Raw genomic sequence first — 21,105 nt, forward strand, 5'->3', positions numbered from 1 at the left:
TACCTGAGCGCAGCGGCCCTGTTGTTGCTACAGGCTGAAGAAGTACTTCGCCGCGGATGCCGAGGTGATAGGCGCTCGATAGATATCGATGGCCTTGCCGGTGCTGGCATCGGTCATGCTCGGCCCTGCCGCGTGACGTTGGGCGGCAGTTTTCAGATGCCCGACGATGAAGCCTTGGCGCGGCGTGTCCATGGCCGGGTAGTGGAAGTGGGCATACCACAGGCCGGTATCCTGGTGGCTGATTTCGTACTCGTCGAGAAAATCTTCCGGTCGGCCTTTTACTTTGAGCAGTCGGCGGCGGCGGCCCACCGCGCGCACCTGGACCTGACCTTGGTCGATCAGGTACTGCACCTCACCCATTCTCCGTGGCGCTGCACAGGCCGATCATCGAGGTCAGGCGGTCCAGTTCGAGTGCCATCAAAGGGGCGCTGTACTCGGATTGATACTGTTGCATCAAAGCGCTGATGGTTCGTAGCTGTTGATGCAGTACGCCTCGTGCCTGGGCTTCGAAGCTATTGGTCGTTGTGGGGCTTAGCTCAAGTGTTGGCCGTGTGGCGGCCGAGGCGGGCCAAAGTCGGCCTAGCCCATCGAGTAGCGCCTGGCGCGAGGCAATGGGCAGCAGTAAATCAGCGTAGCAGAGCGCTCTGGCGTACTGTCGAGATGTTCGAGCAGCAGCGCACTGGCCATGTCCACGTCGAGGTAAGCGCTTGCCGAAGTGTCCAGTTCCAGGTGCTGAAGCTCAAGCCTGTCAACATTTGGCCAGGTGCTACGTTCCTGAGGTGAAGGATAGGCGTAGATCAGGTTGGCCGCGGCTGTTGCGACGCTTCCAAGTGTGCCGGCCTCGAAGCCGATATCGATAGCCGACCTGAAGTGTTGTTTGAAGTAGTCGGCGTACCATTGCCAGGGAGTCAGTCCGGATGGGGCGGCTTCGCTCCAGAACATCACTAGCGCATGCAGGTAGCTTTCCAGCAGAAAAGGGCCGCATTCATTGATCAGTAGCTCGATGCAGGTCGATATCGATAGCTGCTTGCGGGTTGGTATCTTGATCGAGACTGAGAAAGTCTTCGCCGGGAGTGAGGTTGAGTGTTGCGCCTCGGCAATAGCGCTCGGCAAACACCTGGTGCAATGGTCGTACATAGGTTTTTTCCGACGTGCCGTCGGTGCTTGCCAAAAAAAGGGACAGCGGGTCGTGAGGACTGATCAGACGTTTTGACCATTGTTCCACGAGGAGGCGGGCGCACACCTCGTACAGAGTCGGACGCAGGTTGAAGTGATCGGCAACTGCGCAATCCAGATCGGTGTTGAGTGCGAGGCGTTCTTGCAGGTTCATGGGCTTAACGGCTCCAGAGGTGAAAGCATCATGAAACCGTGTGCGCTGCTCGATGGGGTGTATCGGGATAACACCTGTGGGAGGCTGTTGTTCCACGCAGGGTGAGCATGGATTTGAGCCGGTTACCAAGCTAAGAGGTAGGTACAGGGGGCCGATTAGCGGATTCCAGGCCGTTTCGGGCTGCTGCATTGTCATTTTTGTTGCCCAGTACGACGTGGCGCCTTAGACTGCCGCCCCTCGTAAATAGAGTGCCGCAGGGTGCTTGAAGAATTCCGCCGTCGGCGAACTGTCGGTGATGGCAATCCAATCGCTTAAATGCACGTTATTTTCATAGAGAAATCGATGACCAAGGAAAAGTTGCTGGCCATGCCGGCCGATGACTACATGAACGCCGAGCAACACGCGTTCTTCACCAAGTTGCTGCAGTCGATGAAAGTCGAGACTCAGGAGCGCATCGAACAGAGCCGCGTAGCTATCGAGAGTCTGGACACTCCAGCAGACCCGGCAGATGCCGCCTCTGTTGAAGAAGAACGTACCTGGTTGGTCAACGCTATCGATCGTGACCAGCGCCTGTTGCCACAACTGGAGATGGCCCTGGAGCGAATCAGGGACGACAGCTTTGGTTGGTGTGACGACAGCGGTGAGCCGATCGGGCTCAAACGCTTGCTGATCAGCCCGACCACCAAGTACTGCATCGAAGCTCAGGAGCGGCACGAGCAGATCGACAAACACCAGCGTCAGATCTGACCGGTGTTTTGCACAAGGCCCCGCGGAGTGATCCTCGGGGCCTTGGTGTTTCTCGGCCTGGAATCAGGGCGCATCGCTCTGCGTGCAAACCCTTCTTGAGCCCGAGTTTGTTGCTTTTGATGCAACACAGCTATACCGGCAATAGCTTTTTCCGCTGTCGTGGCGGGCGTATGATAGCGATATCGTTAGGTAGCTAATTAAATTCCGGAGGGAATGATGAATAGCCAAGTCGATGTCGCCGTGATGATTGGTAGTGGTGTCCCTGCTTCCTTGCAAGCGGCTGGTAAGCGAGTGTGTTGGGTAGTGCTGGTCGATGGTGAGCGGCGCGGAACTGCCTTCGCCAGTCGCGGCGAGGCGGTAGAGTGTCAGATCGCGTGGAGGGAGCAGCTACAGGGTGAGCAACGGCCCAGGGCAGTACGCCAGGCCGTTTGAAGGCAATTTCAACGTTCCAGCGTTCGAGCCAACTCGCAGGCATCAATATGTCTGCAACGGAAACCCTTTACCTGTCCGCTAGCGTGCTCAGTGATGTGAAAGAAGTTGATACCGGCCGGTACCACGATGTAACGCATGCGGTTCACGTTTGAACCTAGGCCGCTGTTGATGTAAGAAATGTTGCCTGCCTCTCGACGGATTTCGGTGTTTTCGTGCATATTCCTTCCTTGTGATATGTAGATGCGATCCGGGACCCCGTTCTGCCGAGGGGATGGATGTATGTATCTATCGCATTTTCCTGGCAATTTTGATGTCAGAAAGTACGTTTCCGTTGACGGAAATCCGCCGGATGCCTGTCGTGAGGCCTTGGCTGGCTTGCAGGGGTGACAATTCCTGCACGTTGCAACGCCCGCCCACACAGACGCTTCGAGCATTTACCCATTAGTCTTTCAGACTTCGACGTTGAAGTGTCGTTGCCTTCACGGTGCCTTGCGAGCCCTGCGGTGACGTCGTGTAATCGTTTTGAGGAATCTTTCATTGGCAGTCAGTAATCTGGATATGCACGCCTTGTTTGTGCTGGGCGATCTTCGGGCCAAATTGGTCAAACAGTTTCAATCGCGTTTTGTCTATGTCACCGAGCAGAACGCGGAAAGCCTGTACATGGCTGAAATCGACACTGAGACAGCACTGGTTGTCGACGACAAACCGCGCTTGGAGCTCAAAGTCGGTGATCATTTCCGCGCTGCTGTATTGCCCAGTCGCGAAGGTGGCAAGTTGGAAGTTCGTTTTCGTGACATCAAACTTACCGTCTATGGCCTGGGTGACTATGCGTTTGTCTCGGTGCCTGAGGGCGAGGGCATCGTCCTGAAAGAAGGTCAAAGCGTAGTATTGATCTTTGCCGCTCACGAGCAGCTACAGGAAGGCCTGAGCAAGACCCTCAAGGCTGCCACCCGCAAGGTGGCCAAATGGCAGAAAGGTGAGCTGACCACGTTCAAGGCCAGCGAGTGAGCGCGTCAACTGACGCGCCACAGGGGCGTGCCGAGTTTCATGCACTGCACCAGGCGCGGGCCCGTGAGCAGGCCGAGCTATGGCTTGCGCAACGCGACCGCCTGCAGGGGGCATGGTTTGATTGGGTGGCCACCCAGTTGTATCAACTGAGCCCACCCGAGTATGCGGCTATGGTCCGCCGTGAACTGCAGATACTGACCGGATAGGCCTTAGTTGCCTCGATCCCGGCCGCTGCTGATTTCTTCCGGTACCTTGTCTCCAGCCATGCGTTTGCGGAACAGTGCGGCCCGCGCCAGTAGCAAGGTGGTTACCGGTACGGTGATAGCCATCAGGATCGGGATCAACCAGGCATGCAGCACCGGTCCCTGCTTGAGCGCCGAGAAATACAGGATCGAGGCCAGCGCGACACACCAGGTTCCCAGGGTTGAGGCCAGGGCGGGCGAGTGCATGCGCTGAAAGAACTCTTTCAGGCGAATCAGGCCCAGCGCCCCGCTCAGGGCAAACAGGCTGCTGAGCAACAACAGCACCGCAACCAGCAACTCGACCCAGAAAGGCAACTCGTTCAGGTTGTTCATTCGATTACCTCGCCACGCAACAGGAACTTGGCCAGGGCAAACGATCCGACGAAACCGAACAAGGCAATCAACAACGCCCCCTCGAAGTAGGTGTCACTGGCATAACGAATACCCAGCACCAGCATCATCAGCATCGCCAGGATGTACAGGTAATCCAGCGCGAGGACCCGATCCTGAGCGGAGGGGCCGCGAAATAGCCGGACGAGGGTCAGGGCCATGGCCAGGGCAAAGATGAACAGGCTGGCGAGAATGGCGTTGGCAAGCAGGCCAGTCATTCGAAAATCTCCATCAGCGGGCGTTCATAGGTCTGTTTGAAGTGTTCGATGAAGTGCGTTTCATCGTCCAGATCAAACACATGCAACAGCAGAATGCTGCGATCCAGTGCCAGCTCCGACCAGATAGTCCCAGGGATCACTGTGGTGATCATCGACAAGGCCGCCAGGCCGTGGGCATCGCGCAAGTCCAGTGGAATATGCACGAAGCGTGAGCGAGGGGCGCGGCGCTTGGCTGTCCAGACGCCACGGGCCACCTGCAGGTTGGAGATCAGCACATCAACACCGACCCGCAGGATCAGGCGTAGAACCGTCCAGGGGTGGCGAATGGATGCCGACACCGGTCGTAGCGGCGCCATCAGGATCGGGGCAAACACACCCAGCAAGGCAGCTAACAACAGGTTGCCCGGACTGACCGACAGGTTCAGCACCAGCCACAGCAGGAACAGAGACAGCGACAGCAATGGTGCGGGAAACAGACGCTTCATGGTTGCACCTGTGCGCTGGCGGCCTGGCTGGTAGGGCCGGGGATAGGCCGGGTGCTGAGCACTGCGCTGACATATTGCTCAGGGTCCTGAAGGCTTGCAGCCGTGTCCTGGGTGTAACGCAGCAGCGGTTCGGCGCGCACGCTCAAGGCGATGCACAGCCCGAGCAGGACCACGATGGGGATGCATTCGTAACGACGCAGTGCTGGCGATGGACGTTCTTGAGGGGTCCAGAAACGTTGGATGCCCACTCGGGTAAGGGCAATCATCGAGGCCAGGCCAGAAAGTATGAGCAGTGCTACCAAAGCCCAGCCCTGGATAGAGAGTGGTTGCTCGGGAGCGATTCCCAGACCCTGAGGGTTGAACAGCGCGGCAATCAGGCTGATTTTGCCGATGAAACCTGACAGGGGCGGCATGCCGATGATCAACAACGCACAAGCGATAAAGCTCAAGCCCAGGAATGCCATGGTCCACGGAATCACCTGGCCGATTACCGCCTTCTGCTCGTCATCAAGGTTGATGCCTTTGGGCGGGTGCAGAGATTCGAGCGGCGAGGGATGGCAGTCGTCGTCATCGAGGGGCAGCTCGTTTGCCGAGCGTGAGCGCTCGATCAGCTCGGCCAGCAGGAACAGGGCGCACAGAGCGAGGGTCGAACTGACCAGATAGAACAGGGCCCCGGCGGTCAGTGTCACCTGGCCGAAGCCGATGGCAGCCATCAGGGTACCTGCCGAGGCGAGGATGCTCAGGCTCGCCATGCGCTCCAGGCGCTGGGCGGCGAGGATTGACACGGCCGCGCAGCCTAGCGTTGCCAGGCCGCCATACACCAGCCAGTCACCACCAAAGAACGCCGAGGCACCTGCCTGCCCGGAAAACAGCAGTGTCCATAAGCGCAGCACGGTATAGAAGCCGACTTTGGTCATGATTGCGAACAGTGCGGCTACAGGCGCACTGGCGGCGGAATACGCCGGCACCAGCCAGAAGTTCAACGGCCAGATCCCGGCCTTGGCCAGGAAGGCTATGGCCAGAATTGCCGCACCGGCGTGTAGCAGGCCGCGATCAGCTTCCGGTACGAGCGGGATTTTCAGGGCCAGATCGGCCATGTTCAGTGTGCCGGTGACGCCATAAAGCATTGCTGCGCCGACCAGAAACAGCGAGGACGCGAACAGGTTGATGGCGATGTAATGCAGGCCGGCCTTGACCCGCGCGCGGCCGGATCCGTGCAGAAGTAACCCATAGGACGCCGCTAGCAGCACCTCAAAGAACACGAACAGGTTGAACAGGTCGGCGGTCAGGAATGCCCCGTAGAGGCCCATCAGCTGAATCTGGAACAGGGCATGGAAGCTAGCCCCGGCGCTGTCCCAACGTGCCATGGCGAACAGCAGGGCGCTGACCCCAATGATGCCTGTCAGCACCAGCATCAGCGCGGACAGTCGATCAACCACCAGGGCGATACCGAAGGGCGCTGGCCAGTTGCCCGGGAGGTAGACACCGATCGAGCTGGCCTGGCCCTGTTCCTGGACCCACAGCAACAAGGTAATCGAGATCGCCAGCCCCAGCAGGCTGGAGAACAGGTTCAGGCGAGCCTTGAGCGGCCTGCGCTTTTCACCCAGCAGCAACATCAGTGCCGCCGTGAGCAATGGCAGCAGGATTGGCGCGATAATCAGCTGGTTCATGAAGCTCATTCGTTGGGCTCCCGGCCGTCCACGTGGTCGGTGCCGGTCAACCCGCGTGATGCCAACAACACCACGAGAAACAGCGCGGTCATGGCAAAGCTGATGACGATGGCGGTGAGCACCAGCGCCTGGGGCAAGGGGTCGGTGTAGTTGAGCAGGTCCTGGGGCACGCCATCCTTAATGATGGGTTCCTTGCCGATGAACAGGCTGCCCATGCTGAAGATGAACAGGTTGACCCCATAGGACAGCAAGCACAGGCCCATTACCACCTGGAAGGTTCGTGGGCGCAGGATCAGCCAGACTCCGGAAGCAGCGAGTACTCCAATGGCGATTGCAATGACTTCTTCCATCAGGCGGCTCCTGTCTGGGTGGCTTTAGCTTGGCTGGCCGGACGGTGTCCACGCACCGACTGGTGAGCCAAGGCAGTGAGAATCAACAGGGTCGAACCGACTACCACGGTAAAAATGCCGACATCGAAGAACAGCGCGCTGGCGAAATGGATATCCCCCAGCAGCGGCAAGTGCAGGTGGGCGGTGTGCGTCGTCAGGAACGGGTACCCGAGCAGCATGGCTCCGCCGCCGGTGAGGGTGGCGCAGAGCAACCCGGTACCCATCCAGCGCAAGGGCCGCAGGCTCATTTGTGCCTCTACCCACTGGGTACCGGCAACCATGTACTGGAGGATAAAGGCCACCGACATCACCAGGCCCGCGACGAATCCACCGCCGGGCTGGTTGTGCCCGCGCATGAACAAGTACATCGACACCACCAGGGCGATAGGCAGCAGCAGGCGCACCAGTACCGCAGGGACCATCATGAAGCCGAGGGCGGTGTCGGCAGCCTGACGCGGGTTGATCAGATCGGTGACCACATCAGGCGCCAGCAGACGCTGCTGGGCCGGCAGTTGCATGCTTTCGCGGGGGGGACGGAAACGTCGCAGCAGAGCAAACACTGCCAGCGCCACAGCGACCAGCACGGTGACTTCACCCAGGGTATCGAAACCGCGGAAGTCAACGAGCATGACGTTGACCACGTTGCTGCCGCCGCCTTCGGGCAGGGCCCGGCTCAAGTAGAACGAAGAGATGTCGTTTGGCGTTGGGCGGGTCAGCATCGCATAAGACAGCACAGCCATGCCGCCGCCAACCAGGACCGCCAGGATCAGGTCGCGCAAGCGCCGCATGCGGGCTTGTTCCCGGCTGCCGGGAAGGGGCGAAACCCCTTCGATTCGACGTGGCAACCAGCGCAGACCGAGGAGGATCAGCACGGTGGTCACCACTTCAACCGCCAGTTGGGTCAAGGCCAGATCGGGTGCCGAGAACCAGACAAAGGTGATGCAGGTCATCAAGCCGCAGACGCTGACCATGGTCAGGGCCGCCAGTCGGTGGTACTTGGCTTGCCAGGCCGCACCCAGGGCGCAGGCAATGGCGATCAGCCATAGGGTGACAAAGACGCCAGAGCCCGGAATTTTCGGTCGATCGCCCCAGCTCAATCCGCTTTGCAGCATCGGCAGCAGACCTGCCAGCAGTGCTGCCAGCACCAGCATGAACAGCTGCTTTTGCAGGCGTCGGGTGGTCATCACGCGTTCGAAGCGCCGAGCGGTGCGCATCAGCAGCACTTGGGCATGTTCGAACAGGCGCTTGCCATTGAAGCGCCCGATCAGCGGCGGACAAGGGAAACGGCCGAGCTTGAGCTGGTTGCGCAGCAGCAGGTAAAGGAGGATACCGCCGGTCATGGCGATCAAGCTCATGATCAGCGGGGCGTTCCAGCCATGCCAGATCGCCAGGCTGTATTCGGGCAACGTACCGCCCACTACCGGCAAGGCGGCAGCGGCCAGCAACGGCCCGACCGATTGGGCCGGAAACATGCCCACCACCAGGCAGGTAAGCACCAGCAGTTCGACCGGCGCACGCATCCAGCGCGGTGGCTCGTGAGGGGTGTGGGGCAAATCAGTTGCCGGCGGACCGAAAAACACATCGACGGTAAAACGCAGGGCATAGGCCACGCTGAAGGTACCGGCGAGGGTGGCGATTACTGGCAGGGCAGCTTCGATCCAGGCGCTGGAGTTGATGAACACGGTTTCGGCGAAGAACATTTCCTTGGACAGGAAGCCGTTCATCAACGGCACCCCGGCCATGGAGGCGCTCGCCACCATGGCCAGAGTTGCAGTGAAGGGTATCAGCCGGAACAGGCCGCTAAGGCGACGGATGTCACGGGTGCCGCTTTCATGGTCGATGATGCCTGCCGCCATGAACAACGAGGCTTTGAAGGTGGCATGGTTGAGGATGTGGAACACTGCGGCCACTGCTGCCAGCGGACTGTTCAGCCCCAGCAGCAGGGTAATCAGGCCCAGATGGCTGATGGTCGAGTAGGCCAGCAGGCCTTTGAGATCGTTCTGGAACATGGCTGCGAACGCACCCAGCAACAGGGTACAGGCGCCGGCGCCGCCGACGATCCAGAACCATTCCTCGCTGCCGGAAAGCACCGGCCACAGGCGCGCCAGAAGGAACACGCCGGCTTTGACCATGGTCGCCGAGTGCAGGTAAGCCGAGACTGGCGTGGGGGCTGCCATCGCGTGAGGCAGCCAGAAATGGAAGGGGAACTGTGCGCTCTTGGTCAGGGCGCCGAGGAGAATCAGCGGGAGCAGGACGGGGTACAGGGCATGATTGCGAATCAGCTCGCCGGCAGCGAGGACCTTGTCCAGGTCGTAGCTGCCGACCACATGGCCGAGCAGCAGCACCCCTGCCAGCAGGCACAAGCCGCCCGCGCCAGTGACCATCAGGGCCATGTAGGCGCCGCGGCGGGCGTCGGCGCGGTGGTGCCAGTAGCCAATCAGCAGGAACGAGAATACGCTGGTCAGTTCCCAGAAAAACACGATCTGGATCAGGTTGCCGGAGATCACCAGGCCGAGCATGGCACCCATGAAGGCCAGGAAAAACGCAAAAAACCGCGGCACCGGGTCCTGGGGTGACATGTAGTAGCGCGCATAAAGCGATACCAGCGTACCGATACCCAGCACCAGCAATGAGAACAGCCAGGCAAAGCCGTCCATGCGCAGAACCAGGTTCAGACCCAGGCTCGGCAGCCAGAGAAATTCCTCGCGAATTACACCGCCATCGGCGATTTGCGGGTACAGCAGGGCTACCTGGACGGTGCCGACCAGAGCGACGAGCCCGGCAAGCAGCGACTCGCTGTTACGTGCGTTGTGCGGCAAGACAGCCGCCAGGCAGCTGCCGATGAACGGCAGAAGCAGTAGCACTATCAAGGACATAGATTTCTAATCTGCAGGAGTTTGTAAGGGATCATACGTGGCGTACCGTCGATCACCAACACAGAAGCTGTGGCAGAATTCTACAAACGCGGTGTATCAAACGTTTTTTTTATAACAGTTTTTTTCAAAGGATAGACGGGAATCAGCCATTAGAGCCCAGCTTCTTGCCCTGGATTCGCTGCCTCGAGCGCCTCAGGCGTTTGCTCCCTGCGTTTGATTTTCAGCTCGCTGACCACCACTGCAATCACAATCAACAGCCCACCCAGCAGGGCGATACCGGGCAGGCGCTCGCCAGCGACACGCCCAACGATACCGGCCCATACCGGCTCGCCCGCATAGATCAGCGTTGCCCGGGTCGGGGAAACCGACTTCTGCGCCCAGTTCATTGCTACCTGAATGACCGCACTCATGGCGCCAAGGCCCAGAGCGCTGAGCAGTAGCAGCCAGGAAAAGTCCGGCAGCGGCTCCTGGGTCGGTACCACCATCATGAACGACAAGACCGAGGCGGTCGCCAACTGCACCACGGTCACCCGGCGCACATCGACCTTGCCGGCGTAGCGGCTGATCAGAATGATTTCCGCAGCAATCGCCACGGCACTGACCAGCGTGGCAATTTCGCCTGCGCTGAACTGCAGCGAGCCACCTTCCGGGCCGGCCAGCAACATCAGGCCGACAAAGGCCAGGCCGATCCCCAGGCTTGGCATCAGGCCTGGGCGGCGCCCCAGTACCAACCACTGCAGCAATGGTACAAAGGGTACGTACAGCGCAGTGATAAAGGCCGATTGACTGCTGCTGATGGTCTGCAGCCCGTAGGTCTGCAAGCCATAGCCGAGCATGATCGAAATACCGATCAGCACGCCGGCCTTCAGCTCGGTGGCGGTCAGACCCGACAAGGCGCGAGCTGACACCAGGCCAACGAACAGCGTGGCGGCGGCAAAGCGCAGGCCGACAAAGAACATGGGCCCGCTGACGGTCATGACGTTGTGCACCAACAGAAAGGTGCCGCCCCAAAGCATGGTGATAAACACCAATACAAGTTCGGCCCTGCTCAGCCGGAAGGAAACGGAAGGGCGTTCTGCGCTGTTGATCGGATTCATGGCCTTGCACACTGGAGTGGGGCGACGCACAATTGCGGCGAAGTGGGCAGTATACTGCGCAAACCCTATCTGTGAGCAATATAGTGCACAAAAACGCCAGCCAGCGCGCCTCCGTGCTGCAACATGTCAGCCAGAACATTCGCCGCCTGCGCCATGCCGCCGAACTCAGTCAAAGCGCCCTGGCGGAAAAGTCTGGAGTCAGCCGCCGCATGCTGGTGGCCATCGAGGCCGGAGAAAATAATGTCAGCCTGACCACTTTGGACCGTCTCGCCGAGGCGTTGGGCGCCGCCTTTACCGATTTGATCCAGGCCCCTGACAACCGCGATCCAAGCCGCATCAACGAGCTTGCCTGGGCCGGGGTTCATCCCGGCAGTAAGGCGGTACTGCTGGCCAGCTCGGCCGCCAGTCGCGAGGTGGAGTTGTGGGAGTGGCGGCTGGAGCCGGGCGAGGTGTATCAATGCGAGGCCGACGCCGATGGCTGGAGCGAGCAACTGTATGTGGCCGAGGGTTGCCTGACCTTGGTCATCAACGAGCAACAGCATGTGCTGCAGGTGGGTGATTTTTTCAGTTATGCCAGCAATTGCGTTCATGCCTATTGCAATGATGGCGATGTGGCGACGCGGTTTGTGCGCAATGTGGTGATCTAGAGGCCAAACCCGCTCCCACGGGCGGTGATTGCAGGAACGGGCTTGTCCGGTGACGGGTTCAGCGGGTGTTGCGGGCCAGATAGTCTTCTGTGGAGATCACCTGGGCATAGGCAAACGCCAGAGACGCCATGTAAGCGGCGTGCACGTGGGCGGCTGGCACGCTGACGCCATTGAATTCCAGGTCGCGGGTGGCGCAGGCGTCGTGGATTACCGTGACGCTGTAGTCCAGATCGGCAGCGGCGCGGGTGAAGGCGTCGATGCACATGTGGCTCATGCTCCCGATCACCGTCACTTCCTTGATTCCATGCTCATCCAGCAGCGCCTTGAGCTCGGTGTTCAGAAACGAATTCACTTTGTGCTTGAGGACTACGGGTTCTTCACCCTGAGGGGCGACTTTGGGGTGGATCCGGGCACCCTCGGACCCCGGCGTGAAGAAGGGCGCATCATGGGACTCGAACTCATGGCGCACATGCACCACCAGATCACCCTTGCTCCGGGTATCGGCGACAAGGCGGGCGGCATTGTCGGCAGCGCGATCTGCACCTGCCAGGGTCCATTTGCCGCCAGGGAAGTAGTCGTTCTGGATATCGATGACGATCAGCGCGTGTTTGCTCATTGTAAAAGCCTCGTGTTGGGGAGTGGTTGTGCCGTGGTGATAGTTATAGGCTTGAGCGCTACGCTTGCAGATTGGCGCGAACGACAAATTGGCGGGAAAAACTGACAATGGCCAAAGAGAACGAGACGTTGGAGATCGGTCTGTTGGTCTACCCCGGGGCACAAGCAGCAGCGGTGCATGGGCTGACCGACCTGTTCGCGATTGCCAATCGCTTGCGCCAGGACCTCGGCGCGCTGGACCGGCCGGTGTTGCGTGTCAGTCATTGGAGCGAAAGTGATGACCAGCGGGTGACAGTGGTGTTCGATAGCCATCCAGGGGCGCGTCACCAGCCGCGGGTGATGGTTATTCCACCGAGTTTGACCCAGGCACCGTCTCCCGAGTTGCTTGAGCGTTACCGTGAACATCTGCATCAGTGGCACCGCGATGGCGCCCTGTTGGTCTCGGTGTGTGTCGGGGTGTTTTTCATTGCCGCCAGCGGTCTGCTGGATGGCCGGCCAGCGACTACCCATTGGAATTTTGCCCAATCACTGGCCGAGCGTTTCCCCGCGATCAAGGTTGAGGCCAATCTGCCGCTGCTGGATGATGGTGACATCATCACCTCGGCCGGGTTGATGGCCTGGACCGAGCTGGGGCTGAAGCTGGTCGAGCGTTACCTCGGCGAGACCCTGGCCGCCGAGACCGCGCGCTTTCTGGCAGTAGAACGCGTCAGTGGCGGTGCGCGACCGGGCAGCGTGTTCAGTCCGCGTCTGGATCATGGCGACGAAGCGGTACTGAAGGTCCAGCACTGGCTGCAAAGCAGCGGTGCCCGCGATGTGAACCTGAAGGTCATGGCAGACTGCGCAGGTTTGGAGTCTCGTACCTTTCTGCGCCGGTTCCGCAGTGCTACGGGTTTCAAGCCCACTGAATATTGCCAGCAGGTGCGGGTTGGCCGTGCTTGCCGGATGCTCGAATTCACCAACCGCAGTATTGACCAGATTGCCTGGGGCGTGGGGTATCAAGATCCAGGCGCATTTCGCAAGGTATTCCACAAGGTCACCGGGCTTGCGCCAAGCGACTATCGGCGCCGTGTAATCGATAGCATCGGCTGATTTTGGTGTATTAGCCTAGTCGGCGGTTTCCGGGCCGGGCTCAAGCAACTGCGGGCCCGGACCGTGCTCACTCAACTGATCATCGCAATTGCGTAATGGACAGCTTTGCAGCGACATGCAGCCGCAGCCTATGCAGCCGTCGAGCTGGTCGCGCAGCACCAGTAACTTGTCGATACGCCGGGTCAGGTCCTGGCGCCACTGCTCGGACAGCCGTTGCCAGTCTGCGACACTCGGCGCTCGGCCCACGGGTAATGTTTGTAACGCAGCATGAATGGTTGCCAGTGGAATACCCAGGCGTTGGGCCATCTTGATGACCGCCACCCGGCGCAGGGTTTCGCGCGGATAGCGCCGCTGGTTACCGCTACTGCGGGTACTGTGGATCAGTCCTTTGCTTTCATAGAAGTGCAAGGCGGTGACCGCGACACCGCTACGGGCGGCCAACTGGCCGACGGTCATGACCTTTTCGGCGGTGCAGGGCTGAGTCATGGCAGAAATCTCTTGACCTATAGTTAACTCGAGGTTTTACCCTGCCTGCCGTCACATCGCAAGTTCAATGGCAGGGAGACAATGCCCATGACGGTTCCAGAGCGCAGCTTGTGCTTTACCCAGATGATCGAGTTCCAAGTGGTGCCCGCACGCCAGCGTGCCCTGGCTCAGGCACTTGCCGAGCGAAGCGAAGGTTTGGCCTTGCGCCATGCCGGTTTGATCGGAGCGAGCATCCAGGCCAGTGATGATGGCAGTCGTGTGCTGCAATACCTGCAGTGGCAATCACGCAGCGCCTGGGAAGCGGCGGCCAGCAGTTTTGAACAAGAGCCTTTCCTGCAGTTGATCGAGCAGCATCAGGCCAAGGGTGTGAACTTCGCTGCCTTTCAGACCTTGAGTAGTCTGGCGCGCAGTGTCACCGACGGACTGCATTGCCAACTGCCCTCGACTCAGGAATACCAGGGCGAGTGGTGAGGGTAGCGGTCAAGGCGGGCGCCGATAACCATTTCGCTGATCCAGGCGCTGAGGATCGAACTGTAGGCTTTCTGGCTGCGGTCGCTGGACAGCGCATGATCTGCGCCGTCGACGATTCGATGGGTCAGTGAGTGGGCGCTGACGAACGCCGAACGGTAACTCATCAGGGTGCTGTGCGGGACATAGTCGTCTTGTTCCGATTCAACCAGTAGCACGTCACCGGCGAACTCGGCGCATGCCCCTAACGCGCGATTATCGGCAGGGCCGAGTGGGCGCCGGCGATAGTCGGTAAGGCGTTGGCGATCAAGGCCTTGCTTGGGCATTGTCCATTCATCATCCCAGTACAATGCCGGAACGCGCAGGGCCAGCCATTTGACCGGCCGCTGGGCGGTCAGCAGGGTGGCCAGGTAGCCACCGTAGCTACTGCCGATCAGGGCGATGGCACTGGTGTCTACAGCGGGGTGACTGACCAGCCGATCATAGGCTGCCACCAGATCGGCGAGGTTTTGTTCACGGGTGACGCTCAGGCGCTGGCTCTCGGTCTTTTCATGACCGCGCAAGTCGAAGGTCATGCACACACAACCCAGGCCGGTGATCTGCTTGGCCCGTGCCAGGTCGCGCTGCTGACTACCTCCCCAGCCGTGAACGAAGAGGATTCCCGGGACCTTGTCGCCGGGGCTGACGATGGTCGCAGCGATCGTTTCATCATCGACATGGATCTCGATGGACTCGCTATGGATGGTCATAGTCGCGCAGCCGTGCATATTTGCAGATTCTTCCGAGCTCACTGTCGTCCCCCTGATAGAAAATGGTTGCATCGGCGGGTAGCGCGGGCGCATCGAAGGCTTCATGGGTCGAGGCACGGATGCGGGTCAGCGCAGGGTCAGCGGCAAAGGCCTGCAAGGCCAGGATTTCTGCACTACTGGCGCCACCCATTCGCCAGGATTGTTCAAGTACGCCGCTGCGCAGCTTGTCCTGGCTGTTCAGGCCCCGGGCAATGTCATAGTTACGGCGTGAGGCGATAAAACCGGGGAAGTTATGGAGTGCCGCTTGCTCGTAGGTTCTGGCCTGGGTGATGGCCAGGCGCAGAGGATCTTCGAGTTCCAATTGCAGCAAAATGTCGTAGTCGCCTCGTACCAGTACCAGATCGGAGCCTCCATAGATTTCTTCACCGGCATGGTCGTGGGTCAATTGCTGGGTGCCGTAGTAGCTACACAGGAGGCCTGCAACAAACACCTGTCCAACACTGTAGGTCTGCACTTGGGTCAGGTTCTCCTCCAGCGTCAGGCCCCAGAGGCTCAGCTCTTTCTCGTCCTGATCCGTAAGTGCTTGTTCGACCTCGTCCATCGAGGTGGCTACGGTTTGCCCCCGGCCTGCCGTGGCCCGCACCGGCTTGATCCGCAGTGGACCGTTGTGCAGCAACAATGCCGCAGCGCGCCTGGCGTCCTCCAGTCTGAATACCGTATAGCCACTGAGCAAGGCATCACTGGCCTGGCGAGCAAAGTCGTCGGTCCAGCCCAGGGGGTAGCGAGCATTGGCAGGCAGAGGGTGAGAAATAGCCTTGGTTGCCATGTAGGGTCGGGACACGACACCGCCGAACAGGTCTTGCGCCGAGGCAATGCCCATCTGCTGATAGCGAGCGGGGTCGATGAGGGTCTCGGTGGGCAGAAAGTAAAAGTTACTGTGTTCAGTGGGTAGCTCGGTGGGTACGACGACGTTCGTATGGAGCAACTGGGCCAGACGTTCAGCCAGTTTCAGGTGCACGCTGTGTTCATGTTCGGGGGTGTGCTGGCGGGTATCGAGCAGCACGACGCCTTGCTTGTGATCGGTCGAGCGGGGCATAGGCATGTCCTCGGCATCTACGAGTCCCCGTGGGAAGCGTTGTCCTCCCGTGCAGGGACCTATTGTTGAGAAGGCTGAGGCGCGCGGAAGTTCACCGAGAACGCCTGCAATTTATCTTTTGTTATATAAATATAAAAATTGATAATTTATTGATCTATTAAAGGCTGAGGCAGTATGGGACTACCTCTTGCCTACACGCATAAAGGAAGCGTCTTCTTTACTAGGCATGGACAACCAGAGACCCTGCTGTGATGAACAATTTCCCGTTGTATTTCGACTACGCCGCCACGACACCTGTCGACGAGCGAGTCATCCAGGTGATGGTGGAATGCCTTGGTGCCTCGGGTAACTTTGGTAATCCGGCGTCCGCCTCGCACCGCTATGGCCAGAAAGCGCGGGCGGCCGTAGAGCAGTCCCGTGCTCAGGTTGCTGAGCTTGTGGGGGCGCAGGCGCAGCAGATTGTCTGGACCTCGGGAGCTACAGAATCCAACAACCTTGCGTTGAAGGGGCTGTTCCAGGGGCGTCAGAATGGCCACCTCATTACCAGTCAGATTGAACACAAGGCAGTGCTTGATACCGCTTGGCAAATTGAGCAGGCAGGTTTTGCCGTGACGCGCCTGGCGCCGGACGCTCAAGGGCTGATCAGTCCGGAAGCTGTGCTGGATGCATTGCGTGATGACACGGTGCTGGTCTCACTGATGCTGGTGAACAATGAGCTGGGTACCATCAATGATGTTGCTAGCATTGGTAAGCTTGTTCGCCGCCATGGTGCATTGCTGCATGTGGATGCCGCTCAGGGAGCCGGCAAACTCGGTATCGATTTGCAGCAATGGCCTGTGGACCTGATGTCATTCTCTGCTCATAAGGTCTATGGGCCGAAGGGAATCGGTGCGCTATATGTTGGTGAGCGTGCCAGGCCGATACTCCAGGCGCAGATCCATGGGGGAGGGCACGAAGGCGGCTTGCGTTCGGGGACGCTGGCGACTCATCAGATTGTCGGCATGGGTGCTGCCTTTGTCTTGGCGGGTGAGCTGCAGCGTGAAGAGCTGCCGCGTATCAGACAGTTGCGCCAGCGCTTGCTGGAGCAACTAGAGGAGATTCCCGGGCTGGTGGTCAACGGCAGCCCCGAGCAGCGCATTGACCATACCTTGAGCCTGACCTTCAAAGGCCAAAGTCCCAACTTGACGACCCTTGCCGATAGTTTGGCGTTCTCATCGACTTCGGCCTGCAACTCATCCAGCAACCAGCCCTCCCATGTGTTGTTGGCACTGGGGCTCGATCCTCAAGCTGCGCGCCAGACCATTCGCTTGAGCCTTGGCCGCTACACCCAGGAGCAGGATGTCGATCAAGCGGTGCAGGCAATCAAAGCCTCGTTACAGTCGCAACCTTTCTGGGCGGTTGCCGGAGGCTGAAGCCTGCTCCATTATCTGCGTCTATAACAATGGATGCCGTGGTAGCAGGAGTCAGCATGAATACTCAGTCTTCAACGCAGGGAGCGGTGAACGCACGATTGGCAGCTATTCGCCAGGTCATGAGTCGTGAAGGGGTTGGCGCCTTGTTGGTGCCATCGGCCGACCCGCACCTGTCTGAATACCTGCCTGGCTACTGGCAGGGCCGGGAGTGGTTGTCCGGCTTTCAAGGGTCTGTAGGCACCTTGATTGTGACTTCGGACTTTGCCGGTCTGTGGGCCGATAGCCGCTACTGGGAGCAGGCCGAGAAAGAGCTCGCCGGTAGCAGCATCGAGTTGATGAAGCTGCAGCCAGGAAAACCGGGTCCGCTGGATTGGCTGGCAGAGCAAACGCCAGCAGGTGAGGTGGTCGCAGTTGATGGCGCCGTCATGGCGTTGGCTTCTGCGCGGCAGTTGGAAGAGCGCTTAAAGGCCCGTAATGCGCGCTTGCTTACAACCAAGGATTTGCTAGGTCAGGTTTGGTTTGACCGCCCGTCCTTGCCGGACAGTCCGGTGTTCCAGCATCTGCCTCCCGAGGCGACGGTCAGTCGCAGTGAAAAACTCGCTCAGTTACGTCGGGTGCTGCGTGAGCGCCATGCTGACTGGCACTTCATCGCTACCCTCGACGATGTTGCCTGGTTGTTCAACTTGCGTGGTAGCGATGTTTCCTACAATCCAGTGTTCCTCGCATTCGCGCTGGTCAGCCAGGATCGGGCAATCCTCTTTGTAGCGCCAGATAAGCTGGGTGCGCAGCTGCGTCAGGTGCTTGGGGTTGATGGTATTGAGGTGCGCGACTATGAGGCTGTTCATTCGGCCTTGGCCGAAATCCCGGAAAGCAGTAGTTTGCTGATTGATCCAGCACGGGTCACCTGCGGATTGATCGACAGTTTGTCGGCGCAGGTGCGACTGGTTGAAGGGCTCAATCCCACGACCTTGGCCAAATCGCAAAAAAGTGTTCAAGACCTGGTCCATATTCGCAGCGCCATGGAGCAGGACGGTGCAGCGTTGTGCGAGTTTTTCGCCTGGCTGGAGCAGGCACTGGGGCGCGAGCCGGTTACCGAACTGAACATCGACGAACAACTCAGTGCCGCTCGGGCTCGCCGTCCGGGCTTCGTTTCATTGAGCTTTTCTACTATTGCTGCCTTCAACGCCAACGGCGCCATGCCGCATTACCGTGCAACCGAGACGTCCCACTCACGCATCGAAGGTGATGGGCTGCTGTTGATTGACTCGGGCGGACAGTATCTGGGAGGGACCACGGATATCACGCGCATGGTGCCCGTAGGTACGCCGACCCTGGAGCAGAAACAGGACTGTACCCGGGTACTCAAGGGGGTTATCGCGTTGTCACGTGCGCGATTCCCGCGAGGTATCCCTTCACCGCTTCTGGATGCCATCGCCCGGGCACCGATCTGGGCTGATCAGGTCGATTACGGTCATGGCACCGGGCACGGCGTCGGTTACTTCATGAATGTGCATGAAGGACCACAAGTCATTGCTTATCAGGCTCCAGTCGCGCCGCATACTGCGATGCAGGCAGGGATGATCACCTCGATCGAACCCGGTACTTATCGACCAGGACATTGGGGGGTACGAATCGAGAACCTGGTTTTCAATCGTGAGGTGGGGCGCAGCGAATTCGGTGACTTCCTCGAGTTTGAAACCCTGACCTTGTGCCCGATTGATACGCGTTGCCTGTTGCCGGAGTTGTTGAGCGATTGCGAACTGGGTTGGCTCAATGACTATCACCAGCAGGTGCGGGAACGCCTTGAGCCGTTGCTCGATGGGGCAGCGCTGCAATGGTTACAGGAGCGTGCCAAAGCGCTCTGATCCCGAGCGCTAGAACGTACAAAGGGCAGTTCAATGACTGCCCTTTGTACTGGAGATTCGTTACTTGCAGATCACGATCATGCTGCGACTGGTATATCCGGCTGGATTAAGCCCGAAAAGGTAGTCGCCAGGCTCTGCATCATCGTCACCGGATCGGGCGATCACTTTGTAGCCTTTTGCGCCGCAGGCCGTGGTCGCTTTGCTATCGCACTTATTCCAAGATGACGAGAGCCCCGAGCAGTTGATATGCAAGCCCCGCTTGCCGTGCTTGACTTCGGTTTTTGCAGTCGCCGCGCATCCGGCGATGGCCAACACGGCCAGGATGAGCAAAATTCGTTTCATTCCCGTCCTTAATACGTGCCGGATCTGTTGTCCGGGTCTGTGTCTGTTGCTTCTTCCTGATGCTCCCTTGCGTCCCTGTCTTGTCGATTTAATAGCTTCAGGGTTGACGATCCATGACAGCTTAAAGATCGAAGATGCGTGGCACAATCACCCGCTTGGATTTAAATGCAAATATTTCTCAAATCAGTCAGCAGCGACCAGGGCAGGGGGTTCCTTGCGCATCGATAGTGTCGCACCTACTGAAGCAGTAATGATTGCGCCGATGGCCAGCCACTGCGCGGCACTCAATACTTCCCCCAGAAACAGCAGTCCCGAGAGTGCGCCAAAAGCAGGCTCAATGCTCATCAATGTGCCAAAGGTCCTGGCGGGCATGCGTGTAAGGGCGACCATTTCCAGGCTGTAGGGTAACGCAGTAGACAGTATCGCGACGGCAAGCGCGATCGGTAGCAGCGCTGGGGTGAGTAGTGCACTGCCTGCGTGGGCAATGCCGATAGGTGCAACAAATAGCGCGGCGACAATTACGCCTAGCGCTGCGGTCTGTATACCGTTCTCTGCGCCTGCCTTTTGGCCATATAGAATGTACAAGGCCCAGCATACACCGGCGCCCAGCGCATAGCCTGCGCCGACCAGGTCGATGCCGCCGCCGGTTTGACCGATGGGAATCAGCAACAGCAATCCGACAACAGCCAAGCCGATCCACAGAAAGTCCACCGCGCGCCGGGAGGCATACAGGGCCACCGCGAGTGGGCCGGTGAATTCCAGCGCTACGGCAATCCCGAGTGGAACAGTGCGCAAGGACATATAGAAGAGGAAGTTCATGCCGCCTAGCGCCATGCCATAGATGATGACGGTGCGCAGGGTGCTGGCAGTGAGGCGCGCGCGCCAAGGACGCAGCAGTATCAGCATGATCACGCTGGCGAAGATCAGGCGCAGGGTAGTGGTGCCTTGCGCGCCAACGACAGGGAACATGCTCTTGGCCAGCGATGCACCGGATTGTATCGAAGCCATTGCGATAAGCAGCAAGCCGATGGGGAGCAGTGTAGCGGCCAGACTGCGGGGGTGAGCGTTCATTGGGAAAGGGTGTTCCTTATAGTTAGGCGGGGCGCGCTAGGTCGACGGCAGGGGCTTATGATGCGCAAACCCTGAATAATGAGCAATATAGTGCTCATTATTCTTTTATATAGGTTTTTTCACATTAAAGCTTGACGCACGATTTAATTACTCTATAATTCGTCCCACTTCCGGCGCAGTCGGAACGGAAAACTCCTTGAGAATCAACGAGTTAGATGTTTCAGGTAGTACCGGAGGGGCTTCGATCAAAAGATCGGCAGCGGTGAAAAAGGTGGTTGACAGCGGATTGAAACGCTGTAGAATTCGCCTCCCGCTGACGAGAGATCGCAGCGAGTTAAGCGGTTGAAGTTGAAAGAGAAATTCTGAAAAACTTCAAAATAA

26 protein-coding genes are annotated in these 21,105 nt (G+C 59.1%); 9 read left to right on the top strand and 17 right to left on the bottom strand.

What is annotated here, in order from left to right; all coding sequences use genetic code 11:
- Positions 1-27: 27 nt before the first annotated feature.
- The 3 genes from ACO6VD_RS18445 to ACO6VD_RS18455 form a co-directional block, all read right to left on the bottom strand.
- Complete coding sequence (locus tag ACO6VD_RS18445; RefSeq protein ID WP_422421116.1) at positions 28-351, bottom strand: hypothetical protein; 324 nt, start codon at positions 349-351, stop codon at positions 28-30.
- Between the two features lie 228 nt (positions 352-579).
- Positions 580-942 (bottom strand): hypothetical protein, encoded by a 363-nt coding sequence (locus ACO6VD_RS18450; protein WP_422421118.1) that lies wholly within the window; start codon positions 940-942, stop codon positions 580-582.
- A gap of 43 nt (positions 943-985) precedes the next feature.
- The gene (locus ACO6VD_RS18455; protein ID WP_422421120.1) at positions 986-1,330 is read right to left on the bottom strand and encodes a hypothetical protein; all 345 of its coding nucleotides are present in this window, start codon (positions 1,328-1,330) and stop codon (positions 986-988) included.
- Positions 1,331-1,672: 342 nt separating this feature from the next.
- On the opposite strand from ACO6VD_RS18455, the gene ACO6VD_RS18460 reads away from it, so the two are divergent.
- Positions 1,673-2,077 carry a TraR/DksA family transcriptional regulator gene (locus ACO6VD_RS18460; protein ID WP_400172826.1) on the top strand — a complete coding sequence of 135 codons (405 nt, stop codon included), beginning with the start codon at positions 1,673-1,675 and terminating at the stop codon, positions 2,075-2,077.
- A 216-nt stretch (positions 2,078-2,293) separates the two neighbouring features.
- Complete coding sequence (locus ACO6VD_RS18465; protein ID WP_422421122.1) at positions 2,294-2,509, top strand: hypothetical protein; 216 nt, start codon at positions 2,294-2,296, stop codon at positions 2,507-2,509.
- An 8-nt stretch (positions 2,510-2,517) separates the two neighbouring features.
- Here ACO6VD_RS18465 and ACO6VD_RS18470 read toward each other — a convergent pair whose 3' ends face one another.
- Positions 2,518-2,727: a hypothetical protein gene (locus ACO6VD_RS18470; protein WP_422421124.1), complete on the bottom strand. Its 210-nt coding sequence runs from the start codon at positions 2,725-2,727 to the stop codon at positions 2,518-2,520.
- A 319-nt stretch (positions 2,728-3,046) separates the two neighbouring features.
- Here ACO6VD_RS18470 and ACO6VD_RS18475 point away from each other — a divergent pair, with 319 nt between their 5' ends.
- Both ACO6VD_RS18475 and ACO6VD_RS18480 read left to right on the top strand, forming a co-directional pair.
- Positions 3,047-3,517, top strand: coding sequence for a hypothetical protein (locus ACO6VD_RS18475; protein ID WP_422421126.1), 471 nt, complete (start codon positions 3,047-3,049; stop codon positions 3,515-3,517).
- Entirely contained in the window at positions 3,514-3,723 is a 210-nt protein-coding gene (locus tag ACO6VD_RS18480) for a hypothetical protein (RefSeq protein ID WP_422421128.1), read from the top strand. The genes ACO6VD_RS18475 and ACO6VD_RS18480 overlap by 4 nt, the downstream gene beginning before the upstream one ends.
- 3 nt (positions 3,724-3,726) lie before the next feature.
- On the opposite strand, the gene ACO6VD_RS18485 is transcribed toward ACO6VD_RS18480, so the two are convergent.
- The 7 genes from ACO6VD_RS18485 to ACO6VD_RS18515 all read right to left on the bottom strand — a co-directional run bounded on the left by ACO6VD_RS18485 (position 3,727) and on the right by ACO6VD_RS18515 (position 10,884).
- A complete protein-coding gene (locus ACO6VD_RS18485; protein ID WP_422421130.1) occupies positions 3,727-4,092 on the bottom strand; it encodes a Na+/H+ antiporter subunit G in 366 nt (121 codons plus the stop codon).
- A complete protein-coding gene (locus ACO6VD_RS18490; protein WP_010224304.1) occupies positions 4,089-4,367 on the bottom strand; it encodes a K+/H+ antiporter subunit F in 279 nt (92 codons plus the stop codon). Before ACO6VD_RS18490 ends, ACO6VD_RS18485 begins: the two co-directional genes overlap by 4 nt.
- Positions 4,364-4,852 carry a Na+/H+ antiporter subunit E gene (locus ACO6VD_RS18495; protein WP_422421132.1) on the bottom strand — a complete coding sequence of 163 codons (489 nt, stop codon included), beginning with the start codon at positions 4,850-4,852 and terminating at the stop codon, positions 4,364-4,366. The genes ACO6VD_RS18490 and ACO6VD_RS18495 overlap by 4 nt, the downstream gene beginning before the upstream one ends.
- A complete protein-coding gene (locus ACO6VD_RS18500; RefSeq protein WP_422421133.1) occupies positions 4,849-6,531 on the bottom strand; it encodes a monovalent cation/H+ antiporter subunit D in 1,683 nt (560 codons plus the stop codon). The genes ACO6VD_RS18495 and ACO6VD_RS18500 overlap by 4 nt, the downstream gene beginning before the upstream one ends.
- The gene (locus tag ACO6VD_RS18505; RefSeq protein WP_010224297.1) at positions 6,528-6,872 is read right to left on the bottom strand and encodes a Na+/H+ antiporter subunit C; all 345 of its coding nucleotides are present in this window, start codon (positions 6,870-6,872) and stop codon (positions 6,528-6,530) included. The genes ACO6VD_RS18500 and ACO6VD_RS18505 overlap by 4 nt, the downstream gene beginning before the upstream one ends.
- Positions 6,872-9,787: a monovalent cation/H+ antiporter subunit A gene (locus ACO6VD_RS18510; RefSeq protein WP_422421135.1), complete on the bottom strand. Its 2,916-nt coding sequence runs from the start codon at positions 9,785-9,787 to the stop codon at positions 6,872-6,874. Before ACO6VD_RS18510 ends, ACO6VD_RS18505 begins: the two co-directional genes overlap by 1 nt.
- 149 nt (positions 9,788-9,936) lie before the next feature.
- Positions 9,937-10,884, bottom strand: a complete 948-nt coding sequence (locus ACO6VD_RS18515; protein WP_422421137.1) for a DMT family transporter — start codon at positions 10,882-10,884, stop codon at positions 9,937-9,939.
- 83 nt (positions 10,885-10,967) lie between these two features.
- On the opposite strand from ACO6VD_RS18515, the gene ACO6VD_RS18520 reads away from it, so the two are divergent.
- On the top strand, positions 10,968-11,531 hold the full coding sequence (locus tag ACO6VD_RS18520) for a helix-turn-helix domain-containing protein (RefSeq protein WP_422421138.1): 564 nt from the start codon (positions 10,968-10,970) through the stop codon (positions 11,529-11,531).
- Between the two features lie 58 nt (positions 11,532-11,589).
- On the opposite strand, the gene ACO6VD_RS18525 is transcribed toward ACO6VD_RS18520, so the two are convergent.
- The gene (locus ACO6VD_RS18525; RefSeq protein WP_422421140.1) at positions 11,590-12,147 is read right to left on the bottom strand and encodes a cysteine hydrolase family protein; all 558 of its coding nucleotides are present in this window, start codon (positions 12,145-12,147) and stop codon (positions 11,590-11,592) included.
- A 107-nt stretch (positions 12,148-12,254) separates the two neighbouring features.
- Here ACO6VD_RS18525 and ACO6VD_RS18530 point away from each other — a divergent pair, with 107 nt between their 5' ends.
- Positions 12,255-13,235, top strand: coding sequence for a GlxA family transcriptional regulator (locus ACO6VD_RS18530; RefSeq protein ID WP_422421141.1), 981 nt, complete (start codon positions 12,255-12,257; stop codon positions 13,233-13,235).
- Between the two features lie 15 nt (positions 13,236-13,250).
- On the opposite strand, the gene soxR is transcribed toward ACO6VD_RS18530, so the two are convergent.
- Positions 13,251-13,721 carry a redox-sensitive transcriptional activator SoxR gene (soxR, locus tag ACO6VD_RS18535; protein ID WP_422421142.1) on the bottom strand — a complete coding sequence of 157 codons (471 nt, stop codon included), beginning with the start codon at positions 13,719-13,721 and terminating at the stop codon, positions 13,251-13,253.
- An 87-nt stretch (positions 13,722-13,808) separates the two neighbouring features.
- On the opposite strand from soxR, the gene ACO6VD_RS18540 reads away from it, so the two are divergent.
- On the top strand, positions 13,809-14,192 hold the full coding sequence (locus ACO6VD_RS18540; RefSeq protein ID WP_422421143.1) for an antibiotic biosynthesis monooxygenase: 384 nt from the start codon (positions 13,809-13,811) through the stop codon (positions 14,190-14,192).
- On the opposite strand, the gene ACO6VD_RS18545 is transcribed toward ACO6VD_RS18540, so the two are convergent.
- Complete coding sequence (locus ACO6VD_RS18545; protein ID WP_422421144.1) at positions 14,168-14,938, bottom strand: alpha/beta hydrolase family protein; 771 nt, start codon at positions 14,936-14,938, stop codon at positions 14,168-14,170. The genes ACO6VD_RS18540 and ACO6VD_RS18545 overlap by 25 nt on opposite strands.
- Positions 14,925-16,040, bottom strand: a complete 1,116-nt coding sequence (locus ACO6VD_RS18550) for a DUF3182 family protein (RefSeq protein ID WP_422421145.1) — start codon at positions 16,038-16,040, stop codon at positions 14,925-14,927. The genes ACO6VD_RS18545 and ACO6VD_RS18550 overlap by 14 nt, the downstream gene beginning before the upstream one ends.
- A gap of 245 nt (positions 16,041-16,285) precedes the next feature.
- On the opposite strand from ACO6VD_RS18550, the gene ACO6VD_RS18555 reads away from it, so the two are divergent.
- Positions 16,286-17,446, top strand: coding sequence for a cysteine desulfurase family protein (locus ACO6VD_RS18555; RefSeq protein WP_422421146.1), 1,161 nt, complete (start codon positions 16,286-16,288; stop codon positions 17,444-17,446).
- A 56-nt stretch (positions 17,447-17,502) separates the two neighbouring features.
- Positions 17,503-19,311, top strand: coding sequence for an aminopeptidase P family protein (locus ACO6VD_RS18560; protein WP_422421147.1), 1,809 nt, complete (start codon positions 17,503-17,505; stop codon positions 19,309-19,311).
- Between the two features lie 60 nt (positions 19,312-19,371).
- On the opposite strand, the gene ACO6VD_RS18565 is transcribed toward ACO6VD_RS18560, so the two are convergent.
- Positions 19,372-19,653: a hypothetical protein gene (locus ACO6VD_RS18565; RefSeq protein ID WP_422421148.1), complete on the bottom strand. Its 282-nt coding sequence runs from the start codon at positions 19,651-19,653 to the stop codon at positions 19,372-19,374.
- Positions 19,654-19,836: 183 nt separating this feature from the next.
- Positions 19,837-20,724, bottom strand: coding sequence for a threonine/homoserine exporter RhtA (rhtA, locus tag ACO6VD_RS18570; RefSeq protein ID WP_422421150.1), 888 nt, complete (start codon positions 20,722-20,724; stop codon positions 19,837-19,839).
- Positions 20,725-21,105: the final 381 nt, after the last annotated feature.

It is taken from the genome of Pseudomonas sp. GZD-222 (genome assembly GCF_049310525.1).
Classification (GTDB): Bacteria; Pseudomonadota; Gammaproteobacteria; order Pseudomonadales; family Pseudomonadaceae; genus Aquipseudomonas.

Coding starts and splice junctions, on each gene's coding strand:
- ACO6VD_RS18450 (WP_422421118.1), bottom strand. CDS start 942: ATGTTCTGGAGCGAAGCCGCCCCATCCGGACTGACTCCCTGGCAATGG.
- ACO6VD_RS18455 (WP_422421120.1), bottom strand. CDS start 1,330: ATGAACCTGCAAGAACGCCTCGCACTCAACACCGATCTGGATTGCGCA.
- ACO6VD_RS18460 (WP_400172826.1), top strand. CDS start 1,673: ATGACCAAGGAAAAGTTGCTGGCCATGCCGGCCGATGACTACATGAAC.
- ACO6VD_RS18465 (WP_422421122.1), top strand. CDS start 2,294: ATGAATAGCCAAGTCGATGTCGCCGTGATGATTGGTAGTGGTGTCCCT.
- ACO6VD_RS18470 (WP_422421124.1), bottom strand. CDS start 2,727: ATGCACGAAAACACCGAAATCCGTCGAGAGGCAGGCAACATTTCTTAC.
- ACO6VD_RS18485 (WP_422421130.1), bottom strand. CDS start 4,092: ATGAACAACCTGAACGAGTTGCCTTTCTGGGTCGAGTTGCTGGTTGCG.
- ACO6VD_RS18490 (WP_010224304.1), bottom strand. CDS start 4,367: ATGACTGGCCTGCTTGCCAACGCCATTCTCGCCAGCCTGTTCATCTTT.
- ACO6VD_RS18495 (WP_422421132.1), bottom strand. CDS start 4,852: ATGAAGCGTCTGTTTCCCGCACCATTGCTGTCGCTGTCTCTGTTCCTG.
- ACO6VD_RS18500 (WP_422421133.1), bottom strand. CDS start 6,531: ATGAGCTTCATGAACCAGCTGATTATCGCGCCAATCCTGCTGCCATTG.
- ACO6VD_RS18505 (WP_010224297.1), bottom strand. CDS start 6,872: ATGGAAGAAGTCATTGCAATCGCCATTGGAGTACTCGCTGCTTCCGGA.
- ACO6VD_RS18510 (WP_422421135.1), bottom strand. CDS start 9,787: ATGTCCTTGATAGTGCTACTGCTTCTGCCGTTCATCGGCAGCTGCCTG.
- ACO6VD_RS18515 (WP_422421137.1), bottom strand. CDS start 10,884: ATGAATCCGATCAACAGCGCAGAACGCCCTTCCGTTTCCTTCCGGCTG.
- ACO6VD_RS18525 (WP_422421140.1), bottom strand. CDS start 12,147: ATGAGCAAACACGCGCTGATCGTCATCGATATCCAGAACGACTACTTC.
- ACO6VD_RS18530 (WP_422421141.1), top strand. CDS start 12,255: ATGGCCAAAGAGAACGAGACGTTGGAGATCGGTCTGTTGGTCTACCCC.
- soxR (WP_422421142.1), bottom strand. CDS start 13,721: ATGACTCAGCCCTGCACCGCCGAAAAGGTCATGACCGTCGGCCAGTTG.
- ACO6VD_RS18540 (WP_422421143.1), top strand. CDS start 13,809: ATGACGGTTCCAGAGCGCAGCTTGTGCTTTACCCAGATGATCGAGTTC.
- ACO6VD_RS18545 (WP_422421144.1), bottom strand. CDS start 14,938: ATGACCATCCATAGCGAGTCCATCGAGATCCATGTCGATGATGAAACG.
- ACO6VD_RS18550 (WP_422421145.1), bottom strand. CDS start 16,040: ATGCCTATGCCCCGCTCGACCGATCACAAGCAAGGCGTCGTGCTGCTC.
- ACO6VD_RS18555 (WP_422421146.1), top strand. CDS start 16,286: ATGAACAATTTCCCGTTGTATTTCGACTACGCCGCCACGACACCTGTC.
- ACO6VD_RS18560 (WP_422421147.1), top strand. CDS start 17,503: ATGAATACTCAGTCTTCAACGCAGGGAGCGGTGAACGCACGATTGGCA.
- ACO6VD_RS18565 (WP_422421148.1), bottom strand. CDS start 19,653: ATGAAACGAATTTTGCTCATCCTGGCCGTGTTGGCCATCGCCGGATGC.
- rhtA (WP_422421150.1), bottom strand. CDS start 20,724: ATGAACGCTCACCCCCGCAGTCTGGCCGCTACACTGCTCCCCATCGGC.